Origin of the sequence: Pseudomonas sp. NPDC098747 (assembly GCF_044760045.1) — a bacterium.
Classification (GTDB): domain Bacteria; phylum Pseudomonadota; class Gammaproteobacteria; order Pseudomonadales; family Pseudomonadaceae; genus Aquipseudomonas.
Genome location: NZ_JBIWAL010000048.1, coordinates 14,539 through 37,061, shown reverse-complemented (window position 1 = coordinate 37,061; position 22,523 = coordinate 14,539). Strand labels below are relative to the sequence as shown.

At 59.8% G+C, this 22,523-nt stretch carries 19 protein-coding genes; 13 read left to right on the top strand and 6 right to left on the bottom strand.

What is annotated here, in order from left to right:
- The first annotated feature begins 52 nt into the window (after positions 1-52).
- The 4 genes from ACIQVE_RS23120 to ACIQVE_RS23105 all read left to right on the top strand — a co-directional run bounded on the left by ACIQVE_RS23120 (position 53) and on the right by ACIQVE_RS23105 (position 3,154).
- The gene (locus ACIQVE_RS23120) at positions 53-415 is read left to right on the top strand and encodes an ArsC family reductase (RefSeq protein WP_402812656.1); all 363 of its coding nucleotides are present in this window, start codon (positions 53-55) and stop codon (positions 413-415) included.
- A gap of 31 nt (positions 416-446) precedes the next feature.
- Positions 447-1,481: a 2,3,4,5-tetrahydropyridine-2,6-dicarboxylate N-succinyltransferase gene (gene dapD, locus ACIQVE_RS23115; RefSeq protein ID WP_402812653.1), complete on the top strand. Its 1,035-nt coding sequence runs from the start codon at positions 447-449 to the stop codon at positions 1,479-1,481.
- A gap of 66 nt (positions 1,482-1,547) precedes the next feature.
- Positions 1,548-2,753, top strand: coding sequence for an aminotransferase class V-fold PLP-dependent enzyme (locus ACIQVE_RS23110; RefSeq protein WP_402812651.1), 1,206 nt, complete (start codon positions 1,548-1,550; stop codon positions 2,751-2,753).
- Entirely contained in the window at positions 2,750-3,154 is a 405-nt protein-coding gene (locus ACIQVE_RS23105) for a SufE family protein (RefSeq protein WP_402812649.1), read from the top strand. Before ACIQVE_RS23110 ends, ACIQVE_RS23105 begins: the two co-directional genes overlap by 4 nt.
- A 161-nt stretch (positions 3,155-3,315) precedes the next feature.
- Here the strand turns inward: ACIQVE_RS23105 and tcdA are convergent, their stop codons facing one another.
- Entirely contained in the window at positions 3,316-4,134 is an 819-nt protein-coding gene (tcdA, locus tag ACIQVE_RS23100; RefSeq protein ID WP_402812645.1) for a tRNA cyclic N6-threonylcarbamoyladenosine(37) synthase TcdA, read from the bottom strand.
- Between the two features lie 213 nt (positions 4,135-4,347).
- On the opposite strand from tcdA, the gene ACIQVE_RS23095 reads away from it, so the two are divergent.
- The 4 genes from ACIQVE_RS23095 to ACIQVE_RS23080 all read left to right on the top strand — a co-directional run bounded on the left by ACIQVE_RS23095 (position 4,348) and on the right by ACIQVE_RS23080 (position 9,587).
- Positions 4,348-6,939, top strand: a complete 2,592-nt coding sequence (locus ACIQVE_RS23095) for a glycosyltransferase (protein WP_402812643.1) — start codon at positions 4,348-4,350, stop codon at positions 6,937-6,939.
- 235 nt (positions 6,940-7,174) lie between these two features.
- Complete coding sequence (dapE, locus tag ACIQVE_RS23090; protein ID WP_402812640.1) at positions 7,175-8,326, top strand: succinyl-diaminopimelate desuccinylase; 1,152 nt, start codon at positions 7,175-7,177, stop codon at positions 8,324-8,326.
- Positions 8,326-9,135 (top strand): putative RNA methyltransferase, encoded by an 810-nt coding sequence (locus tag ACIQVE_RS23085; RefSeq protein WP_402812637.1) that lies wholly within the window; start codon positions 8,326-8,328, stop codon positions 9,133-9,135. The genes dapE and ACIQVE_RS23085 overlap by 1 nt, the downstream gene beginning before the upstream one ends.
- Positions 9,136-9,209: 74 nt before the next feature.
- Entirely contained in the window at positions 9,210-9,587 is a 378-nt protein-coding gene (locus ACIQVE_RS23080) for a hypothetical protein (protein ID WP_212622878.1), read from the top strand.
- Between the two features lie 137 nt (positions 9,588-9,724).
- On the opposite strand, the gene ACIQVE_RS23075 is transcribed toward ACIQVE_RS23080, so the two are convergent.
- Positions 9,725-9,934, bottom strand: coding sequence for a cold-shock protein (locus ACIQVE_RS23075; protein WP_402812634.1), 210 nt, complete (start codon positions 9,932-9,934; stop codon positions 9,725-9,727).
- A gap of 238 nt (positions 9,935-10,172) precedes the next feature.
- Here ACIQVE_RS23075 and plsB point away from each other — a divergent pair, with 238 nt between their 5' ends.
- From plsB to ACIQVE_RS23060, 3 genes are all read left to right on the top strand, one after another.
- Entirely contained in the window at positions 10,173-12,674 is a 2,502-nt protein-coding gene (plsB, locus tag ACIQVE_RS23070) for a glycerol-3-phosphate 1-O-acyltransferase PlsB (RefSeq protein ID WP_402812631.1), read from the top strand.
- Positions 12,675-12,790: 116 nt separating this feature from the next.
- Entirely contained in the window at positions 12,791-13,189 is a 399-nt protein-coding gene (locus tag ACIQVE_RS23065; protein ID WP_402812630.1) for a YbaY family lipoprotein, read from the top strand.
- Between the two features lie 21 nt (positions 13,190-13,210).
- Entirely contained in the window at positions 13,211-13,900 is a 690-nt protein-coding gene (locus tag ACIQVE_RS23060; RefSeq protein WP_402812628.1) for a DUF4197 domain-containing protein, read from the top strand.
- On the opposite strand, the gene ACIQVE_RS23055 is transcribed toward ACIQVE_RS23060, so the two are convergent.
- The 3 genes from ACIQVE_RS23055 to ACIQVE_RS23045 form a co-directional block, all read right to left on the bottom strand.
- Positions 13,897-15,288, bottom strand: coding sequence for a Fic family protein (locus ACIQVE_RS23055; RefSeq protein WP_402812626.1), 1,392 nt, complete (start codon positions 15,286-15,288; stop codon positions 13,897-13,899). The two genes, ACIQVE_RS23060 and ACIQVE_RS23055, sit on opposite strands and share 4 nt — an antisense overlap.
- Before the next feature lie 704 nt (positions 15,289-15,992).
- Positions 15,993-19,061 carry an efflux RND transporter permease subunit gene (locus ACIQVE_RS23050; RefSeq protein WP_402812625.1) on the bottom strand — a complete coding sequence of 1,023 codons (3,069 nt, stop codon included), beginning with the start codon at positions 19,059-19,061 and terminating at the stop codon, positions 15,993-15,995.
- A gap of 6 nt (positions 19,062-19,067) precedes the next feature.
- Positions 19,068-20,180 carry an efflux RND transporter periplasmic adaptor subunit gene (locus tag ACIQVE_RS23045; protein ID WP_402812622.1) on the bottom strand — a complete coding sequence of 371 codons (1,113 nt, stop codon included), beginning with the start codon at positions 20,178-20,180 and terminating at the stop codon, positions 19,068-19,070.
- Positions 20,181-20,274: 94 nt separating this feature from the next.
- Here ACIQVE_RS23045 and ACIQVE_RS23040 point away from each other — a divergent pair, with 94 nt between their 5' ends.
- The gene (locus ACIQVE_RS23040; RefSeq protein ID WP_402812619.1) at positions 20,275-20,910 is read left to right on the top strand and encodes a TetR/AcrR family transcriptional regulator; all 636 of its coding nucleotides are present in this window, start codon (positions 20,275-20,277) and stop codon (positions 20,908-20,910) included.
- A 114-nt stretch (positions 20,911-21,024) separates the two neighbouring features.
- Here the strand turns inward: ACIQVE_RS23040 and ACIQVE_RS23035 are convergent, their stop codons facing one another.
- Positions 21,025-21,807: a class I SAM-dependent methyltransferase gene (locus ACIQVE_RS23035; protein WP_402812617.1), complete on the bottom strand. Its 783-nt coding sequence runs from the start codon at positions 21,805-21,807 to the stop codon at positions 21,025-21,027.
- Positions 21,808-21,899: 92 nt separating this feature from the next.
- On the opposite strand from ACIQVE_RS23035, the gene ACIQVE_RS23030 reads away from it, so the two are divergent.
- Positions 21,900-22,520: an energy transducer TonB gene (locus ACIQVE_RS23030; RefSeq protein WP_402812615.1), complete on the top strand. Its 621-nt coding sequence runs from the start codon at positions 21,900-21,902 to the stop codon at positions 22,518-22,520.
- Positions 22,521-22,523: the final 3 nt, after the last annotated feature.

Genomic DNA, 22,523 nt, shown 5'->3' with positions numbered 1-22,523 from the left:
ATGGCATAATCCGAAACCATTTTTTTCCAGCACCTGTAAAGGGGGCAATTCCTTGACCGTTTCAAGCAAAACGTTGCACCTTTTCGGCATCAAAGCCTGCGACACCATGAAAAAGGCGCGCACCTGGCTCGATGAACACGCTGTCAGCTACGATTTTCATGATTACAAAACCGCCGGTATCGACCGTGAACACCTGACCCAATGGTGTGACGAGCACGGCTGGCAAACGGTGTTGAACCGCGCAGGCACGACTTTTCGCAAACTCGACGACGAACGTAAAGCCGATCTCGACCAAGCAAAAGCCATCGACCTGATGCTCGCTCAACCCTCGATGATCAAGCGCCCGGTGCTCGATCTCGGTGACCGAACCCTGATTGGCTACAAGCCAGATATTTACGCGGCCGCTCTGAAGTAAGCAGCCCGTCACTCTTTGTAGAGGTATTCACATGTCCAACTCTCTGTTCAGCATTGCCTTCGGTGTCGGCACGCAAAACCGTCAAGGCGCTTGGCTCGAAGTGTTTTACGCGCAGCCACTGCTCAACCCTTCGGCCGAACTGGTCGCCGCTGTTGCGCCGATCCTCGGTTACACCGAAGGCAACCAGGCCATCGCCTTTACCACCGCACAAGCGGCACAATTGGCTGAAGCGGTTAAAGGCATCGATGCCGTTCAAGGCAAACTGCTGACCCGTCTGGCCGAGAGCCACAAGCCGCTGGTCGCCACTTTGCTGGCCGAAGATGCGCAACTGACTTCCACGCCTGAGGCGTACCTGAAGCTGCACCTGCTGTCGCACCGTCTGGTCAAGCCGCACGGCGTAAGCCTGGCCGGGATCTTCCCGCTGCTGCCGAACGTAGCGTGGACCAGCCTGGGCGCAATCGATCTCGGCGAGCTGGCCGAAATGCAACTTGAAGCGCGTCTGCGTGGCGAGCTGCTGGAAGTGTTCTCGGTGGACAAGTTCCCGAAAATGACCGACTACGTAGTGCCGGCCGGCGTGCGTATCGCTGACGCCGCGCGTCTGCGTCTGGGCGCTTACGTGGGCGAAGGCACCACCGTGATGCACGAGGGTTTCATCAACTTCAACGCCGGCACCGAAGGCCCGGGCATGATCGAAGGTCGTGTGTCGGCTGGCGTCTTCGTCGGCAAGGGTTCGGACCTGGGCGGCGGTTGCTCGACCATGGGCACCCTGTCGGGCGGCGGCAACATCGTGATCAAGGTCGGCGAAGGCTGCCTGATCGGCGCCAACGCCGGTATCGGTATTCCGCTGGGCGACCGCAACACCGTTGAGTCGGGCCTGTATGTGACCGCTGGTACAAAAGTGGCGCTGCTGGACGAGCACAACAATTTGGTCAAGGTTGTGAAGGCGCGTGAACTGGCCGGCCAGACCGACCTGCTGTTCCGCCGCAATTCGGAAACCGGTGCCGTGGAGTGCAAAACCCACAAGTCGGCCATCGAACTGAACGAAGCGCTGCACGCTCACAACTAAGCAGCACATTGATCACCTGTGGGAGCGACGATTCGACTAGCTCCCACAGGGTCAGGCGTATAACCCATGATGATTCCTTCTCCCTGGCGCGCCGATTTCCCGGCCATCGCCGCCCTGCAACGGCAAGACCAGACCTATCTGGACAACGCCGCCACCACACAAAAGCCTCAAGCCCTGCTCGACGCGCTGACGCATTACTACGCCAACGGCGCGGCCAATGTGCATCGCGCGCAGCACCTGCCCGGCGCCCACGCCACGCAGGCGTTCGAAGACAGTCGGCTGAAAGTTGCGCAATGGCTGAACGCCGGCGACAGCGGGCAGATCATCTTTACCCACGGCGCCACCAGCGCGCTGAATCTCCTGGCTTATGGCCTGGAACATCTTTTTCAGCCGGGCGATGAAATTGTCATCAGCGCCCTGGAGCATCACGCCAACCTGCTGCCGTGGCAGCAACTGGCACAACGTCGCCAACTGAAACTGGTGATCCTGCCACTGGATGCCGACGGTTTGATTGACCTCGCCGCTGCAGTGCACCTTATCGGCCCGCGCACGCGTCTACTGGCGGTCAGCCAGTTATCCAACGTGCTCGGTGCCTGGCAACCGTTGCCGGCGCTGCTGGGCATGGCCAAGGCGCACAACGCCCTGACCGTGGTCGATGGCGCGCAAGGTGTGGTCCACGGTCGGCATGACGTGCAGGCACTGGGTTGCGACTTCTACGTATTTTCCAGCCACAAACTCTATGGCCCCGATGGTCTCGGCGCGCTGTTCGGACGCAACACTGCGCTTGAACTGCTGAAACCGTGGCAGTTCGGCGGCGAAATGGTGCTGGAAGCCAACTACCACGACGCACGTTTCCGCCCTGCTCCGCTGGGTTTCGAGGCGGGCACGCCGCCGATTGCCAGCGTGATCGGCCTCGGTGCGACCCTCGACTATCTGGCCGGGCTGGATCAGGACGCGGTGTCGGCTCACGAATCGGCACTGCATGACTATTTGTTGCGTGGTCTTGCGGCGCGTAACGGCATTCGTCTCTTGGGCAAGCCGCAATTGGCGCTGGCCAGTTTTGTTGTTGAAGGCGTGCACAACGCTGATCTGGCGCATTTGCTGACGGAGCAAGGCATTGCCGTGCGCGCGGGTCATCACTGCGCGATGCCACTGCTCAAAAGCTTCGAGTTGGCGGGGGCGATTCGGGTGTCGCTGGCGCTGTACAACGATTCGGAGGATCTGGAACGGTTCTTTGAAGCGCTGGATCAGGCGCTGGAGTTGTTGCGATGAGTTTGCCGGTCGCAGCCGCCGAGGCGCTGCAAACCTTTCAGAATGCTGCCGGCTGGGAACAGCGGGCGCGGTTATTGATGCAGTTTGGCGATCGTTTGCCGCCGCTGAGTGACGCAGACAAGTGCGACGCCAACCGGGTGCATGGCTGTGAAAGCCAGGTGTGGCTGGTCGGCGCGTTACAGGATGGCCACTGGCAGTTCGCAGCGAGCAGCGATGCGCGGATGATTAGAGGATTGGTGGCGTTGTTGCTGGCACGGGTCAACGGTTTGTCCGCCGCCCAATTGCAGCAGGTGGATTTGCCGGACTGGTTCAGTCAGTTGGGGCTGTCGCGCCAGTTGTCGCCGTCGCGCAGTAATGGCCTGAATGCTGTGCTACAGCGGATGAATGAGTTGGCAGGTTAATCGCTATCGCTGGCAAGCCAGCTCCCACATTGGATTTGGTGCAATACAGAATCTGTATTCACTGAAGATCACTGTGGGAACTGGTGCAATACCGAATTTGTATTCACTGAAGATCACTATGGGAGCTGGCTTGCCAGCGATGAGGCCATCAGCTTCAACATTTAAACGTCGGATTTGACCCGCTCTGCCGGCCGGCGCACACCCGCCACAATCTTATCCACAGCCTTGGTCGCCGCGACCATGCCGAACGTCGCCGTCACCATCATCACCGCGCCAAACCCGCCCGCGCAGTCCAGCTTCACGCCGTCGCCGACAAAACTCTTCTGCAAACAAATGCTGCCATCCGGTTTCGGGTAGCGCAGTTGCTCGGTGGAGAACACGCACGGCACGCTGTAATGCCGGGTCACGGTGCGCGAGAAGCCGTAATCGCGGCGCAACGTCGAGCGCACTTTCGAGGCCAGCGGATCGTTGAACGTGCGGTTGAGATCGCAGACCTGGATCAACGTCGGATCAATCTGCCCGCCAGCGCCACCGGTGGTGATGATCTGAATCTTGCGGCGCTTGCACCAGGCGATCAGCGCGGCTTTGGCATTGACCGCATCGATGCAGTCGATCACGCAGTCGATGTTCGGCGTGATGTATTCGGCCATGGTCTCGCGGGTGACGAAATCCGCCACGGCGTGCACCGTGCAATCGGGGTTGATCCCGCGCAGACGCTCGGCCATCACCTCGACCTTGGGTTTGCCGACGGTGCTGTCCAGTGCGTGCAACTGGCGGTTGGCGTTGCTGACACAGACGTCGTCGAGGTCGAACAGCGAAATCTCGCCGACGCCACAACGAGCAATGGCTTCCGCCGCCCAGGAACCGACGCCACCGACGCCGACGATCGCCACATGAGCCGCGCGCAAGCGCTCCATGCCTTCGATGCCATACAAACGGGCGATGCCTGCAAACCGCGGATCTTCTGTACTCATAACCATTACCCCAAAAACCGGCGCGCATTATAGGGCTTCGCAGCGACAAGTTTTAGCTTCAAGCGACAAGTGTAAGAACTTAAGTCAAAGAGGCTTGCCCAATGTGAGCCATTTCCCTGTCTGATGTACGACCGGCGAACTGTCGGTGTAGGATGCGCGCCCCTGTGGGGTACAGCCTACCGATCCTTCGTTCCACAGCCTTTGGAACCCGAAACAGCTATGTCATCGCGTAAATTTGGTCTCAACCTGGTGGTGGTTCTGGCAATCGCCGCCCTGTTCACTGGTTTCTGGGCGCTGATCAATCGCCCGGTCTCCGCGCCCAATTGGCCGGAACAGATCTCCGGTTTCTCTTATTCGCCGTTCCAGCAGGGACAGTACCCACAGAAGGAGCAGTATCCGTCTGACGACGAGATGCGCCGCGACCTCGAGATCATGAGCAAGTTGACGGATAACATCCGTATCTACTCGGTCGACGGCTCCCTGCAAGACATCCCGAAACTGGCCGAAGAGTTCGGTCTGCGCGTGACCTTGGGGATCTGGATCAGCCCGGATCAGGAGCGCAACGAACGGGAAATCACCCGTGCCATCGAACTCGCCAACACGTCGCGCAGTGTGGTTCGCGTGGTGGTCGGTAACGAGGCGATCTTCCGTAAGGAAATCACCGCTGAACAACTCAGCGTGTTGCTCGACCGGGTTCGTGCTGCCGTAAAAGTGCCAGTCACCACGTCCGAACAGTGGCACGTCTGGGAAGAACACCCGGAACTGGCCAAGCACGTTGACCTCATCGCCGCTCACGTTCTGCCGTACTGGGAATTCGTCCCGGTCGACAAGGCTGGTCAGTTCGTCTTCGACCGTGCCCGCGACCTGAAAAAGATGTTCCCGAAAAAACCGCTGCTGCTGTCTGAAATCGGCTGGCCAAGCAACGGCCGCATGCGCGGTGGCGCCGATGCGTCGCCGGCGGATCAGGCGATTTACCTGCGCACGCTGGTCAACAAGCTCAACCGCCAGGGCTTCAACTACTTCGTGATCGAAGCGTTCGACCAGCCGTGGAAGGCCAGCGACGAAGGTTCGGTCGGCGCCTACTGGGGCGTGTTCAACGCCGCGCGTCAGCAGAAATTCAATTTCGAAGGCCCGGTTGTGGCAATCCCGCAATGGCGCGTGCTGGCGGTCGGCTCGGTGGTGTTGGCGCTGTTGTCGCTGACGCTACTGATGATCGACGGCTCGGCGCTGCGCCAGCGTGGACGCGTGTTCCTGACCTTTATCGCCTTCCTGTGTGGGTCGGTGCTGGTGTGGATCGGTTACGACTACAGCCTGCAATACAGCACGTGGTTCAGTCTGACGGTGGGTTTCCTGCTGGCGCTCGGTGCGTTCGGGGTGTTCATCGTGTTACTCACCGAGGCCCATGAACTGGCCGAGGCGGTGTGGATTCACAAACGTCGACGCGAATTCCTGCCGGTGGTGGGTGACTCGGACTACCGCCCGAAAGTGTCGATCCATGTGCCGTGCTACAACGAGCCGCCGGAGATGGTCAAACAGACCCTCGACGCCTTGGCCGCCCTTGATTACCCGGACTATGAAGTCCTGATCATCGACAACAACACCAAGGACCCGGCAGTCTGGGAACCGGTGCGCGACTACTGCGAAACCCTCGGCCCGCGCTTCAAGTTCTTCCATGTTTCGCCACTGGCGGGCTTCAAGGGTGGCGCGCTGAATTATCTGCTTCCGCACACCGCCAAGGATGCCGAAGTGATCGCGGTCATCGACTCGGACTACTGCGTGTCGCCGAACTGGCTCAAGCACATGGTGCCGCACTTTGCCGACCCGAAAATCGCCGTGGTGCAGTCGCCGCAGGATTATCGCGACCAGAACGAAAGCACCTTCAAGAAGCTCTGCTACGCGGAATACAAAGGCTTCTTCCACATCGGCATGGTCACCCGTAACGACCGCGACGCGATCATCCAGCACGGCACCATGACCATGACTCGCCGCTCGGTTCTGGAGGAGTTGGGCTGGGCTGACTGGTGCATCTGTGAAGACGCCGAACTCGGTCTGCGCGTGTTCGAAAAAGGCCTGTCGGCGGCGTATTACCACGACAGCTACGGCAAGGGTCTGATGCCGGATACGTTCATCGACTTCAAGAAGCAGCGCTTCCGCTGGGCCTACGGCGCGATCCAGATCATCAAGCGCCACACCGGCAGCCTGCTGCGCGGCAAGGACACTGAACTGACGCGCGGCCAGCGTTACCACTTCCTTGCGGGCTGGTTGCCGTGGGTCGCGGACGGCATGAACATCTTCTTCACCGTCGGCGCATTATTGTGGTCGGCGGCGATGATCATCGTGCCGCAACGGGTCGATCCGCCGCTGCTGATTTTCGCGATCCCGCCGCTGGCGCTGTTCGTGTTCAAGGTCGGCAAGATCATCTTCCTTTATCGTCGCGCCGTTGGCGTGAACCTCAAGGATGCGTTCTGCGCGGCACTGGCCGGGCTGGCGTTGTCGCACACCATCGCCAAAGCGGTGTTGTACGGATTCTTCACCACCAGTATTCCGTTCTTCCGCACACCGAAAAATGCTGACAACCACGGTTTCTGGGTGGCGATCTCCGAAGCGCGCGAAGAGCTGTTCATCATGCTGCTGTTGTGGGGCGCGGCGCTGGGGATCTATCTGGTCAACGGTATGCCGAGCAACGACATGCGTTTCTGGGTGGTCATGTTGCTGGTGCAATCGCTGCCGTACCTGGCGGCGCTGATCATGGCGTTCCTGTCGTCGCTGCCAAAACCTGCGGCGGCGCCTGAGCCGGCACCGGCCGTCTAATTCCTTGTCGATGCACTAAACGGCGGCCAATGGTCGCCGTTTTGCTTTAAGATAACCTCCATTTTGCGGGGCTTGGCCCAATACGGTTTACCGATTGAACCCAATCCCTGTGGGAGCGAGCTTGCTCGCGAAGACGATGTAACAATCAATGTATAAGTTGGCTGACACACCGCTTTCGCGAGCAAGCTCGCTCCCACATTGGCCCTTGCCCAATTTCAAGTTTTCGGAGTTTTCCATGACGGCCCACGCCGACCTTTCGCCGACCCTTCAACTCGCCATCGACCTGATCCGCCGTCCGTCCGTGACGCCGGTCGACGCCGATTGCCAGAAGCAGATGATGCAGCGCCTGGGCGATGCCGGTTTCACGCTTGAGCCAATGCGCATTGAAGATGTGGATAACTTCTGGGCCACCCACGGCAACAACGATGGTCCGGTGCTGTGTTTTGCCGGCCACACCGACGTGGTGCCAACCGGTCCGGTAACTGCCTGGCAGATCGACCCGTTCAACGCGCTGATCGATGAACACGGCATGCTCTGCGGCCGTGGCGCGGCGGACATGAAAGGCAGCCTGGCGTCGATGACCGTCGCCGCCGAGCGCTTCGTCGTCGACTACCCGAACCACAAAGGCAAGGTCGCGTTTCTGATCACCAGCGATGAAGAAGGCCCGGCGCACCACGGCACCAAGGCTGTGGTTGAGCGTTTGGTCGCGCGTAACGAGCGTCTGGACTGGTGCATCGTCGGCGAACCGTCGAGCACCACGTTGGTCGGCGACGTGGTGAAAAACGGCCGTCGCGGCTCGCTCGGCGCCAAGCTCACCGTCAAAGGCATTCAAGGCCACGTGGCCTATCCGCACCTGGCGAAAAACCCGATCCACCTCGCGGCTCCGGCGCTCTCCGAACTGGCCGCCGAGCACTGGGATCACGGCAACGATTTCTTCCCGCCGACCAGTTTCCAGATTTCCAACGTCAACTCCGGCACCGGCGCGACCAACGTGATTCCGGGCGATCTGGTGGCGGTGTTCAACTTCCGTTTCTCCACCGAGTCGACCGTCGAAGGCCTGCAGAAACGCGTTGCCGACATCCTCGACAAGCATGACCTGGACTGGCACATCGACTGGGCGCTGTCCGGCCTGCCGTTCCTCACCGAGCCGGGCGCGCTGCTCGACGCGGTGTCGGCGAGCATCAAGGACATCACCGGTCGTGAGACCAAGGCTTCGACCAGCGGCGGCACTTCCGATGGTCGTTTCATCGCGACCATGGGTACGCAAGTGGTTGAACTGGGCCCGGTCAACGCGACCATTCACCAGGTCAACGAGCGTGTGCTGGCAGCCGACCTCGACGTGCTGACCGAGATTTACTACCAGACCATGATCAAGTTGCTCGCCTGATGCTCGCGTGCCCGATCTGCAGTGAGCCGCTGAATGCGGTGGATAACGGCGTGGTCTGCCCCGCCGGGCATCGTTTTGACCGTGCGCGGCAGGGTTACCTGAACCTGCTGCCGGTGCAGCACAAGAACAGCCGCGATCCTGGCGACAATCAGGCGATGGTCGAGGCCCGCCGTGATTTCTTGAACGCCGGCCATTACGCGCCGGTGGCCAAGCGTCTGGCGGAGCTGGCGGCGAGTTACGCGCCGGCACGCTGGGTCGACATCGGTTGTGGCGAGGGTTACTACACCGCGCAGATCGCCGATGCGCTGCCGTATGCCGACGGCTACGCACTGGACATCTCGCGTGAAGCGGTCAAACGCGCCTGCAAGCGTAATCCTGCGATTACCTGGTTGATCGCCAGCATGGCCCGCGTGCCGTTGGCGTCGGGCAGTTGCCAGTTTCTCGCCAGCGTTTTCAGCCCATTGGATTGGGAAGAAGCCAAGCGCCTGCTCAGCGTCGGCGGCGGCCTGATGAAAGTCGGTCCGACCAGCGGCCACTTGATGGAGCTGCGCGAAAGCCTGTACGACGAAGTGCGCGAATACACCGACGACAAGCATCTGGCCCTAGTGCCAGAAGGCATGGCGCTGGCGCACAGTGAAACCCTGGAATTCAAGCTGACGCTGGACAAGTCACAGGATCGCGCCAACCTATTGGCGATGACTCCCCACGGCTGGCGCGCCAGTGCCGAACGCCGCGCAGCAGTGATCGAGCAGGCGGAGCCGTTCGTGACCACCGTATCAATGCGCTACGATTATTTCGTTCTTCAATAACTTTTGGTCTCGGGCAAATGCCCGGGCCGGCTAAATCCGCGAATGGATTTTTCAAACCCGCAGTGAGGACATCCATGCGCCAACCGGATATCGAGATTTACCTGAAAGACGCCGACGTCGACCACAAAGCCATTTCCGCATGGCTCGGCGCCGCGCTGGGCCCGTGCAGCGACTGGGTACAGAAAGGCCAGACCTACAAGTGCAAGGCCGGCAACGTCCCGGTCACCTGGCTGCCGAAAGCCGTGGGCAAATGGAACAGCCTGTTTCTGGAAAGCGACCAGACCCCGTGGGACGACGACATCGCCTGCGCTCGTGCAGCCTTTGCCGCGCTGAACGTCGAAGTGCGTTGCGCACCGGGCACGTGGGTCGAGGAAGAAGGTGAGGAAACGGCGGATCGCTGGATGCGCATCAGCGAAGACGGTGAAGAAGAGATCACCTGGAAGACCGCGTAACCAGGCAGTACACAAAACCTGTGGGAGCGAGCTTGCTCGCGATAGGGCCCTTTCAGTCAACGTTGATGTTGAATGTCAGTCCGCAATCGCGAGCAAGCTCGCTCCCACAGTGTTTTTGGATGGTCTGAAGTTATTGATTACAGGCCTACAACATCCTCAGCCTGCAAACCCTTCTCCCCCGTCACCACGGCGTACTCGACCTGCTGACCTTCCGCCAGCGAGCGGTGCCCTTCGCCGCGAATCGCGCGGTAGTGCACGAACACGTCCGCCCCGTCCTCGCGCAAAATAAAGCCGTAGCCCTTGGCGTCGTTGAACCACTTCACGTTGCCGGTTTCACGTGTTGCCATCTGTTCATACTCCTTTTTTATTATTGAACAGGCTTTTCGCAGGAAAGCCTTAGAGGAACGTCAGCCTGCGTCCGACGTCCATAAAAGGGCCTCGGCGACAGACCGCCGAGTATATGACAGGCGCGAAAACTCTCAACAGGAGATTACTTCGCCGCTTTTTTGCCGATTTTCGTCTAATCCGGCACACTATCGACCGCCCGAGCAGCCGCTCGGTTTTATTCACTCATGCAGAAGCCGTATGACCCGTTCCCCGTTCCGCCGTCTTGTGTTTGGCACCCTGCGCCGACTGTTGTACCTCTGGGTTCGCTCGGAGACGATCAACCAGTCGTCGTTCACCCTCAACCTCGACCGCAGTCGTCCGGTGTTCTACGTCCTGCAAAATCCTTCGCTGACCGATCTGGCCGTGCTCGACACCGAGTGCACCAAGGCCGGCCTGCCACGGCCGGTGCTGCCGGTATCGGTGGGTAATCTGCTGGAGCCGGCGGCGTTCTTTTACCTGACACCGGAGCCGGACTGGCTCGGCCGTCAGGACAAACGCGGTGCGCCGCCAGCCCTGACCCGCCTGGTCAGCGCGCTGAGCCAGAACGCTGCCGAAGACGCGCAGATCATTCCGGTCAGCGTGTTTTGGGGTCAGTCGCCGGACAGCGAATCGAGCCCCTGGAAACTGCTGTTCGCTGACAGCTGGGCGGTCACCGGGCGCTTGCGTCGACTACTGAGCATCATGATTCTCGGACGCAAGACCCGTGTGCAATTCTCCGCACCGATCCACCTGCGCGAATTGATCGAACACAACAAGGGCCACGAACGCACCGTGCGCATGGCCCAGCGGATCCTGCGCGTGCACTTCCGCAATCTCAAAGCCGCCGTCATCGGCCCGGACATTTCCCACCGGCGTAATCTGGTCAAAGGCCTGCTCAACCAGCCGCTGGTCAAGCAAGCGATCCTCGACGAAGCCGAACGCGAGAACATCTCCCCGGAAAAAGCCAAGGCCCAGGCCCTGCGCTACGGCAACGAGATCGCCTCGGACTACACCTACACCGCGATCCGCTTCCTCGAAGTGGTGCTGAGCTGGTTCTGGAACAAGATCTACGACGGCATCAAGGTCAACCACATCGAAGGCGTGCAGAAAGTCGCGCAGGGGCACGAAGTCATCTATGTGCCGTGCCACCGCAGCCACATCGACTACCTGCTGCTGTCGTACTTGCTGTTTCGCAACGGCCTGACCCCGCCGCACATCGCTGCCGGGATCAACCTGAACATGCCGGTGATCGGCAGCTTGCTGCGCCGTGGCGGCGCGTTCTTCATGCGCCGCACGTTCAAGGGCAACCCGCTGTACACCTCGGTGTTCAACGAATACCTGCATACCTTGTTCACCAAAGGTTTCCCGGTCGAGTACTTCGTCGAGGGCGGCCGCTCGCGCACCGGGCGCATGCTGCAACCGAAAACCGGGATGCTCGCGATCACGATGCGCAGCTTCCTGCGTTCGTCGCGGATGCCGATTGTGTTCGTGCCGGTGTACATCGGTTATGAGCGCGTGCTGGAAGGTCGCACCTACCTCGGCGAACTGCGCGGCGCGAGCAAAAAGAAAGAGTCGATTTTCGACATCTTCAAAGTCATCGGCGCGCTCAAACAGCGCTTCGGCCAGGTCGCGGTCAATTTCGGCGAACCGATCAAACTGGCGGAATTCCTCGACAGCGAACAGCCGGACTGGCGCCAACAGGAACACGGCCCGCAGTTCAAACCGGCGTGGCTCAACGAGACCACCAACCGCCTCGGCGAGAAAGTCGCGCAGCGTCTGAACGAAGCGGCGGCGATCAACCCGGTGAACCTGGTGGCGCTGGCCCTGCTCTCCACTACTCGCCTGGCACTGGACGACCGGGCGATGGCTCGAGTGCTGGATCTGTACCTGGCGCTGCTGCGCAAGGTTCCGTACTCGCCGCACACCACGTTGCCCGAAGGCGATGGCCGCGCGTTGATCGAGCATGTGAAAGACATGGACCTGCTGTCCGAGCAGAACGATGCGCTGGGCAAGATTCTCTATCTCGACGAGCAAAATGCCGTCCTGATGACCTACTACCGCAACAACGTGCTGCACATCTTCGCACTGCCGTCGCTGCTGGCGAGTTTCTTCCAGAGCACCTCGCGCATGAGCCGCGAGCAGATCCTGCGCTACACCCACGCGTTGTATCCGTACTTGCAGTCAGAGCTGTTCATCCGCTGGAGCCTGGAAGAACTCGACGCCGTGGTTGATCAGTGGCTGGAAGCATTCGTCGAACAAGGCCTGCTGCGCTTCGAGAAAGACGTGTACCTGCGCCCGGCGCCAAGTTCGCGGCACTTCGTGTTGCTGACCCTGCTGTCGAAAAGCATCGCGCAGACCTTGCAGCGCTTCTACATGACCGTGTCTCTGCTGCTCAATGCCGGGCAAAACACCATCAGCGCCGAAGAACTGGAAGACCTGTGCACGGTCATGGCCCAGCGCCTGTCGATCCTGCACGGCCTCAACGCCCCGGAATTCTTCGACAAGAGCCTGTTCCGCCATTTCATCCAGACCCTGCTCGACCTCGACGTGCTGCGTCGCGACGAAGCCGGCAAGCTGAGCTACCACGAACTGCTCGGCGAACTGGCCGAAGGCGCGGCCAAGCGTGTGTTGCCGGCGGAGATTCGCTTGTCGATTCGTCAGGTGGCGCTGCATCGCAGTGAAGATGCGGCCGATCAGGTTGCCGCGCAGCCTGACGCCTGATGAGAAACCTGTGGGAGCGAGCTTGCTCGCGAAGGCGCCGTTTCAGTCACTGTTGATGTCGACTGATTTACCGCTTTCGCGAGCAAGCTCACTCCCACATTGAAAGGAGATTTACCATGAAAAAACTCACCCTTCTCGCCGCCGCCACACTATTGAGCGCCTGCCAGTCGACTACCCCTGCCGGCAAAATCGGCCTCAACGGTGAAGTGTTCTACCTGCAACGCATCGCCCTGCCCCCGAGCGCAACCCTGAGCGTGAGCCTGCAAGACGTATCGCTGGCCGACGCCCCGGCCGTGGTACTCGATGAACAGAAAGGCCCGGTCAAAGGTCAAGTGCCACTGCCGTTCCACTTGAGCTACGATCCGGCGCTAGTCAAACCCGGTCACCGCTACTCGATCAGCGCGCGCATCGAGGTCAACGGTGAACTGATGTTCATCACCACCGAAAACCACGCCGTGCAACTCGACGGCAACGATCCGCAGCCGCTGAAAATCCGCGTCGACGCCATTCGCTAATTGCCTATCAAGGAAGCTGCCATGCTCCGACCTACCCTTCGCTTCGCCGGCCTGTGCGCGGGCCTGATGATCTCCGCCAACGTGCTGGCGCTGTCGCTCAGCGACCTGTCGCAGAAAGACGCCACCGGCGGCCTAAAGGACGCCCTGACCCAAGGCGCGCAACTGGCCGTCAAACAATTAGGTACCCCGGGCGGCTTCAGCAACAACCCGGACGTGAAAATCGAACTGCCGGGCAAACTCGGCAAAGCCGCCAGCAAGATGAAAGCCTTCGGCATGGGCGCCCAGGTCGAAGAGCTGGAAACCGCCATGAACAAAGCCGCGGAAACTGCCGTGACCCAGGCCCAGCCGATCCTTGTCGACGCCGTGAAGAAAATGAGCGTGGCAGACGCCAAAGGCATCCTCAGCGGCGGCACCGACTCAGCCACCCAATACCTGGACAAATCCAGCCGCGAACAAATCCGCGCCAAATTCCTGCCCATCGTCAAGCAAGCCACCGACAAAGTCGGCGTCGCGCAAAAATACAACGCCTTCGCCGGCCAGGCCGCGACCTTCGGCGTTGTCGACGCGAAGAGCGCCAACGTCGAAAACTACGTCACCGAGCAAGCGCTCAATGGCCTGTTCGAAATGATCGGCAAACAGGAAGAAACCATTCGCAAGAACCCGGCTGCCGCTGCGACGAGTTTGGCGAAAAAGGTGTTCGGCACTCTCTAAGCCGGCACAGAACGGGAGCGAGATATGTCGCTCCCGTTTTTCAATCCGTTTGTAGCTGCGCGTAAAAAGAACACCCACTCCCGTCCCATTTTTCGCCTCTCGAAAATCTGCACATCGACCAATCCGTTGAGCGTCGACATCGCGGCGCTGTAAGAGCAGCCAAGATGTTCGATCACATTACCCGCCGTAAACTCCTTCGCCACTCCGCTCTTGGCCACCTGATACAACGCACGTTGCTTCTCCGTCAACCGATCGAAAAAGCCCGAACGCGTCAGCCAGAACTCAAAGTCCTCGGTATACGCCACACTCTTGCGGTAAACATCCGAGAAGGCACTTACAGCCCGCTGGATAACCGAGCACTGAAACTCGATGAAATACGTCAGATCCAGCTCATCAGCCTCGGTATGCAGATAAGAACGCCCATACTTCACCGGCGCATTTCGCAGTAACAGACTGATCGCAATATAGCGAAACGCAGAGAACCCGCTCTTGAACATGAACCAATAAAACAATGCCCTGGCCACCCGCCCATTGCCGTCGCGAAATGGATGCTCGTAGCCCAAAGCAAAGTGCAAAGTAATCGCTTTGATCAGAGGGTGCAGATAGTGCTTCTGTTGAGGCAAACCATCGGACAGATTGATCCAATCCGACAACCGCTCAAGACGTGAAACCAGCCCCGAAACGGGTGGCGGTCGATGAACCGTGTTGCCCTCGCCATCCTGAACTACCACTTCATCGTTCATCCTGAACAGGCCGGGGTCGTACTGCTCATCATCAATTCCATCTACGCCCACCCGATGAATCGCAGCGATCAACTCAACACTCAAAGGCTCGTAACGCTTTTCCCAAGCGAAGTTCATCATCCGATAATTACCCATCACCATGCGCTCGTCCGGCGTTCGCGGCTGTCGCTGGTGCTTGAGCATGTCTTTGGCCACACGAGTGGTGGTCGCCGCGCCCTCCAATTGGCTACTGGCGATGGCCTCATCTTCGATCAAGTCATTGAGCAGATAATTGAAATGCGCCCGCTCGCCGATCTGGCTGGTCATGTAGTCCAAGGCGGCAGAGGTCGTTTGTCGATCCACGATGGAAATGGTTTTCTGCGCTAACGGCGTCAGCATGTACTTGCCCCACTGCACCGGATCACCCAACGGCAACAGGTTGATGTACTGCGCCACCCGCGCCTTCTTGACCAAGGCCCAACACAGATTGACATCCAGCCCCGCCGCCCAACGATAGCGCAACGCTTCGAACGGCAGATAACGACCTTGATCATCGAGAGGCTTGAGCAACCCCAGATAATCCGCCAGACGTTGCTTGTGAGGCGGGCGCACCAACAAGTCGAACACAGGGTCGGTTCTGCCCTTTAATGCTGGCGGCTTTTTCATCACAGCAAACTCGATACCCTTGGGAACAGAGGCTGAAGTACAACATCAGGGCCACGTTGGCTCAATATCGGAGGTTTCTGAAAAAGATGTAGGACGCATGCAAAGGGTATTCAGACAGAAATTGATCGGGTGCTAAACCGCCTTCGCGAGCAAGCTCGCTCCCACATTGGACTGAGTACATCAGGTGGGGATTGGGCAGCTGGGAGGGCGTCATCGCTGGCAAGCCAGCTCCCACAGGGGTTATGTGAGTCCAGACCGAGATTGGTCGGCTGTCAGGCCGCCATCGCTGGCAAGCCAGCTCCCACAGAAAAGCAAAGCAGCACAAACCGCTCTGCTTCTCACCACTCAACAGGATGAGCGTTAGCTCGGCTGCAGCTCTTGATCTTGCCGTGCCGGCCCCTTCGGCAGGCTGAGTGGAGGGGTTCATCCGGGGGTGGGAGCGCAGCGACCGTTCGACGAAGTCGAACACATCGAAAGGAGGTGCAGCGAAGCAAACCGGAGGCGATGCCCCCGGATGAATCCCGGAGCGAAGGAACCCCGAGCCCCAGCGAGCGGGCCGAACGCCGGGGCCCAGCGTTTTGGTTCCTTTTGGGCGTCTGCAAAAGGGACTCGCTGTAAAAGCGAAACCGCCAGCCGCAGCCCCCAAAGAAACGGATATTCACCCAAAACCCCCAGAGCATGGTCGGCCCAAAGGCCGCCAAGGCTCAACCCTCCCGACGCACTCGGAACCAAGCCGCATACAAAGCAGGCAAAAACAAAAGCGTCAACGCCGTAGCCACAATCAACCCCCCCATAATCGCTACCGCCATCGGCCCAAAAAACACACTCCGCGACAACGGAATCATCGCCAGAACCGCCGCCAACGCCGTCAACACAATCGGCCGAAAACGCCGCACCGTCGCCTCGATAATCGCCTGCCAAGGCTTGAGCCCAGAGGCAATATCCTGCTCAATCTGATCCACCAGAATCACCGAATTGCGCATGATCATCCCCGACAGCGCAATCGTCCCCAACATCGCCACAAACCCGAAAGGCTGACGGAACACCATCAAAAACAGCGTCACCCCGATCAACCCCAACGGCGCCGTCAAAAACACCATCGCCGTGCGCGAGAAGCTACGCAGTTGCACCATCAGCAACGTCAGCACCACGACAATAAACATCGGCACCCCGGCATTCACCGACGCCTGCCCGCGCGCCGAATCCTCCACCGTACCGCCGACATCCAACAGATAACCGTCCGGCAACTCGGCGCGAACCGAATCCAGCGTCGGCATGATCTGCTTCACCAGCGTGGCCGGCTGCTCCTTGCCATAAATGTCCGCACGCACGGTCACGTTCGGCAGACGATTACGGTGCCAGATGATGCCTTCCTCAAAACCATATTCCAGCGTGGCGACCTGCGACAGCGCCACACTGCGACCGTTATCCGTTGGCACCGCCAGGCTCGGCAACAACGACAATTGCGTGCGCTCATGCACGGTGCCGCGCAGCAGAATCTCGATCAATTCGTTGTCTTCGCGATACTGACTGACGCTCGACCCGGTCAACGAACTCTGCAGGAATTTCGCCAGATTGGCGGTGCTCACCCCGAGTGCCCGAGCGCGATCCTGATCGATATTCAGGTACACAACCTTGCTCGGTTCCTCCCAATCCAGATGCACATTGGCAACATGCGGATTCTCACGAACCTTGGCCGCCACCTTGCGCGCCAACGCGCGGACTTCTTCGATGTGTTCACCGGTGATGCGGAATTGCACCGGATAACCAACCGGCGGGCCGTTTTCCAGACGCGTGACACGCGAGCGAAGCGTCGGGAATTGCTCGTTGAGCGTGCTGATCAACCAACGACGTAGCGCCTCACGCTCTTCGATGTTTTTCGCCAACACGACAAACTGGGCGAAGCTCGCCGCCGGCAGTTGCTGGTCCAGCGGCAGGTAGAAACGCGGTGAACCGGTGCCGACATACGCCACATAGTTGTCGATACCGGCGTGCTCCTTGAGCATCGCCTCCAAGCGTTTGACTTCACCTGTGGTATTGGCCAGCGAAGCACCCTCGGCCAGTTTCAGATCGACCATCAATTCCAGCCGATTGGAGGCCGGGAAAAACTGCTGCGGCACGAAACGGAACAACACCACCGAGGCGATAAACAGCCCGACCGTCAATACAATCACGGTTTTGCGATGCGAGATGCACCACTCCACCAAACGCCGAACCCGCTGATAAAACGGCGTGCCATACGGGTCCGCCTGACCATCGGCTGTGCCGTGTTTGGCCGCATGAATTTTCGCCAGATCCGGCAGGAGTTTTTCCCCCAGGTACGGTACGAACACCACCGCCGCCACCCATGAAGCGAGCAACGCGATCGTCACTACCTGAAAGATCGAGCGGGTGTATTCGCCCGTGCCGGACTGCGCAGTGGCAATCGGCAGGAAGCCTGCGGCGGTGATCAGCGTACCGGTGAGCATCGGGAACGCGGTGCTGGTCCAGGCGAAGCTTGCCGCCCGAATGCGATCAAAGCCCTGCTCCATTTTGATCGCCATCATTTCCACGGCAATGATCGCGTCATCCACCAGCAGCCCCAACGCCAGCACCAGCGCACCGAGGGAAATTTTGTGCAGACCGATGCCGAGGTAATACATGCAGGCGAAAGTCATCGCCAGCACCAGCGGAATGGCCAGCGCCACGACCATACCGGTGCGCACGCCGAGGGAAAAGAAGCTCACCAGCAACACGATCGCCAGCGCCTCGACCAACACTTGAACAAACTCGCCGACGCCGGTTTTCACCGCTGCTGGCTGATCGGAGACCTTGCGCAATTGCATGCCGGCCGGAAGGTTTTTCTGTATTCGCGAGAACTCGCCTTCCAGTGCCTTGCCGAGCACCAGAATGTCGCCGCCGTCCTTCATCGCCACGGCCAGACCAATCGCATCTTCAGCCATGAAGCGCATGCGCGGCGCCGGTGGATCGTTGAAACCGCGACGCACGTCCGCGACATCAGAGATACGGAACGTCCGGTCACCGACGCGGATCGGGAAGTTCTTGATCTCGTCGACCGTCTGAAAATTCCCCGTGACCCGCAGCTGCAAGCGCTCGCTGCCAGTCTCGAAGAAGCCAGCGGTGGACACCGCGTTCTGCTCTTCCAGCGCCTGTTGCACCGCCGCCAGCGGCAAGCCGAGCGTGGCGAGCTTGACGTTGGACAGTTCGACCCAGATTTTCTCGTCCTGCAAGCCGAGCAGATCGACCTTGCCGACGTCCTTGACCCGTTGCAGCTGAATCTGGATGCGGTCGGCGTAATCCTTGAGCACGGCGTAGTCGAAACCGTCACCGGTCAGCGCGTAGATATTGCCGAAGGTCGTGCCAAATTCATCATTGAAGAACGGCCCCTGAATCCCCGGCGGCAGGGTCTGGCGAATGTCGCCGACTTTCTTGCGTACCTGATACCAGAGATCGGGAATGTCCTTGGAATGCATCGAATCGCGAGCAATGAACGTGACTTGCGATTCGCCGGGACGCGAGAAGGAAACGATGCGTTCGTACTCGCCGGTTTCCATTAGTTTCTTTTCGATGCGCTCGGTCACCTGACGCGAAACCTCCTCTGCCGTCGCGCCCGGCCAGCGGGTCTGGATGACCATCGCTTTGAAAGTGAACGGCGGGTCTTCGCTCTGGCCAAGCTTGGTGTAGGACAACGCACCGACGATGGCCAGCAGAAGCATCAGGAACAGTACGATCTGGCGATTACGCAACGCCCATTCGGAAAGGTTGAAGCGCATCAGGGCTTACTCCTTGTCCGCCAGATTGACCACACGGTTGGAGCGATCCACGGGACGCACCTGCTGCCCTTCGAGCAACACATGCACGCCAGCGGCGACCACCCAATCACTGGCGTTCAAGCCTTCGAGCACCGGCACGACTTTCTCGCCGAACGGGCCGACACGCACCGGGGTTTTCTTCAGTATGTTGTTGGCGCCAACGACCCAGACGTAGGTCGCGCCATTTTCAGCGGTCAGCGCCGAGAGTGGCACCGACAGCGACACGGCATCGGCCGATTGCACGAACACCCGGGCGCTCTGGCCCAGTTCGGCCGGGACCTTGCCGCTGGTGAAGGCAATGCGTGCGGCGAAGGTCCGGGATTTTGGGTCGGCAGACGGCGACAGCTCACGAATCTGCCCGGCGAAGCGCTGGTTCTGCTGGGTCCAGAGTTCGACCGTCACCGGTTGCCCGACCTTGAAGCGGCCGAAGCTCTGCTCTGGCAGGCTGATCAGCACTTCACGTTCGCCATCAGTGGCGAGGGTGAAGACGGTTTGTCCGGCGGCGACCACTTGCCCGACTTCGACCGAACGTTTGGCCACCACGCCATCCTGTGGCGCACGCAGCACAGCGTAACTGGCCTGGTTGGTCGAGACGTTGAATTCAGCTTTGATCTGCTTGAGGCGGGCTTCACCGGAGCGGTAGAGGTTTTCGGCGTTGTCGTAGGCGGAGCGGCTGACCATCTGCCGATCCATCAGGGTTTTGTAGCGGTCGCGCTCGGCACGGACGAGGTTGAGATTGGCTTCGGCGGCGGAAACCTGAGCGCGGGTGGCTTCCAGTTGCAGGCGCACGTCCTGCGGATCGAGTTCGGCGAGGGGTTGATCAGCCTTAACGCGCTGCCCTTCATCGACCAGTCGTCGGCTGACTTTACCACCAATGCGGAACGCCAGATCGGGTTCGTAGCGGGCGCGCACCTCACCCGGATAACTTTCCATCGCCTGCGCCGAAGGCTCTGGCTGCACCACCATGGCCGGTCGCACGGTGACTTGCGCCACCTCTTCCTGGCCGCACGCGGACAATAAAAAAACCAGACTGACTGGCAATGCAAATGGCCACGTGAGGTGCAGTGCATGGCGGAACATGATGACGGACCTTTCGCTAATGGTGCTTGGAATAATTATACTGGCGGGTATGTTATTAATAGCAAACTCACCAGTCCAGTAATAAAAGCGAAGAATGTCGAACAATCTTTCAGCTCCAAACGGCCCGGGCCGCCCCAAGGATCTGGCCAAGCGCCAGGCCATCCTCGACGCGGCGAAAATTCTGTTTCTGAGTCACGGCTATGCCAACACCAGCATGGACGCAGTGGCCGCCGAGGCGGGGGTGTCTAAACTGACGGTCTACAGCCATTTCAATGACAAGGAGAGGCTGTTCTCCGCCGCCGTCGTGGCCAAATGCGAGGAGCAATTACCGCCGCTGTTCTTCGAATTGCCGGAAGGCATCGCAGTGGAAAGTGTGTTGCTGAACATTGCCCGAGGCTTTCATCAACTGATCAACAGCGATGAATCGGTGAATCTGCATCGCCTGATCATGGCGCTGGGTAGTCAGGATCCGAAGCTGTCGCTGATCTTCTTCGAGGCAGGCCCGCAGCGCATGGTGCAGGGCATGGAGCGGTTGTTGACGCAGATCCATGACAGCGGCGCGCTGAGCATTGACCTGCCACGCAATGCGGCCGAGCATTTTTTCTGTCTGATCAAGGGCGCAGGGAATTTTCGTTTGTTGTATGGCTGTGGTGAGCCGCTGGGCGAAGAAGCTTCAGAGAGCCATGTGCGGGAAGTGGTAGGGTTGTTTATGCGGGCGTATCGGCCCTGATTTTGCGGCGCCTGGACTGACGCCTTCGCGAGCAAGCTCGCTCCCACATGGGATTTGTGAACAACGCAGATCCACTGTGGGAGCGAGCTTGCTCGCGAAGGGGGCGACTCGGTCTTAAGGTTTAAGCGCTTTTTTGGGGTAGATGTCATACCGACTGGATTTACCATCCAGCGCATGACTCGGCTTCGGCCCGTCAATGCACGGTGCCTTGCGCGGGCGCTTGACCACCACGCGGTGCGTCGCCAGCGCCAGTGCCGCTTCAAGCAACGCCGGCGCATCGGGATCATCGCCGACCAGCGGCCGGAACAGGCGCATTTCCTTCTTCACCAGCGCGGTTTTCTCGCGATGGGGAAACATCGGGTCAAGGTAGATCACCTGCGGCGGCTCGCCTTCCCAGTTGCGCATGACCTCGATGGAGTTACCCTTGAGCAACTTCATCCGCGCCACGATCGGCGCCACATCAAAATCTTCCGCCGCCCGCGCCAGACCATCCTCCAGCAATGCACCGATCAGCGGCTGACGCTCGATCAGGCTCATCTCGCAACCCAGACTTGCCAGTACGAACGCATCCTTGCCCAGCCCCGCCGTCGCATCCAGCACCCGTGGCCGCACGCCTTGAGCGACGCCAACAGCCTTGGCGATCATCTGCCCGCTGCCACCACCATATAACCGACGATGCGCCGCACCGCCCTCGACGAAGTCCACGCGCACCGGCCCCGGAGCGTCCGGGCCGAGTTGCTGCAGCTGCAAACCCTGCTCGCCGAACTGCAAGGCAAACTCGCCGTCGTCCACTTCAAGCGGCAGGCCCAGGCGCTCGGCCCACTGCTTGGCTTGCGCTGCGAACGTCGGGCCGAGGGCTTCGACATGGATGCGGCAGGCCGCGGGTTGCTCAATCATGGAAAACACGCTCAAAAATTTAAGGATCGGCAAAAACCGCCGATAACTCATTCAACGCGCATTTTGCCAGAGCTGAGCGTCAACCGAAAAAAATGTCAGGCATTCTTCCCACATCGATTGGCTACATCTCGCCCCATGGCGATTTCAGCCGTCATAACACTCAAGCACTGAGCGGCGTCAGCCACCTGTGGCAGGATTTCTTTGCCCAGGCGATGGCCGAGCAGACGAGTGATGTGGTGCCGGCCTGCGGCACGTTTCCACCGGTTGATCTGAGCAGTCCTGAAGAACCGACCATCGGCAGCGAACTGCACGCGCACATCATCAGCCAGCGCGAATGCGATGTGGTTGAAACCCAAGTGCGTCCACCAGAGCCGCTGTTCCTGCCGATCGCCGAATTCGAAATGGAGCTGCTGGACAAGCCGTTCCCACCGTTCCCGCCAGAAGAAATCAAGGCTCAGCAAGGGCAGCAGGACTTCGACAGCAGCTGGGTTCGCCCGATCGTGATCAACAATGGTCAACCGATTCCGGAACCGGGTGCCGCGCCGCAGAAGCGTGCGCTGTACCTGCCGATTGCCGAGTTCGACCTGGATCTGCTGCAAAAGCCTTTCCCGCCATTCCCGCCGGAAGAAATCGTCGAGCAGCAAAAGGCGCTGGACTTCGATAACGGCTGGGCACGCCCGATCGTTCTGCAGAACCTGCGCATCGCCGCTTAAACC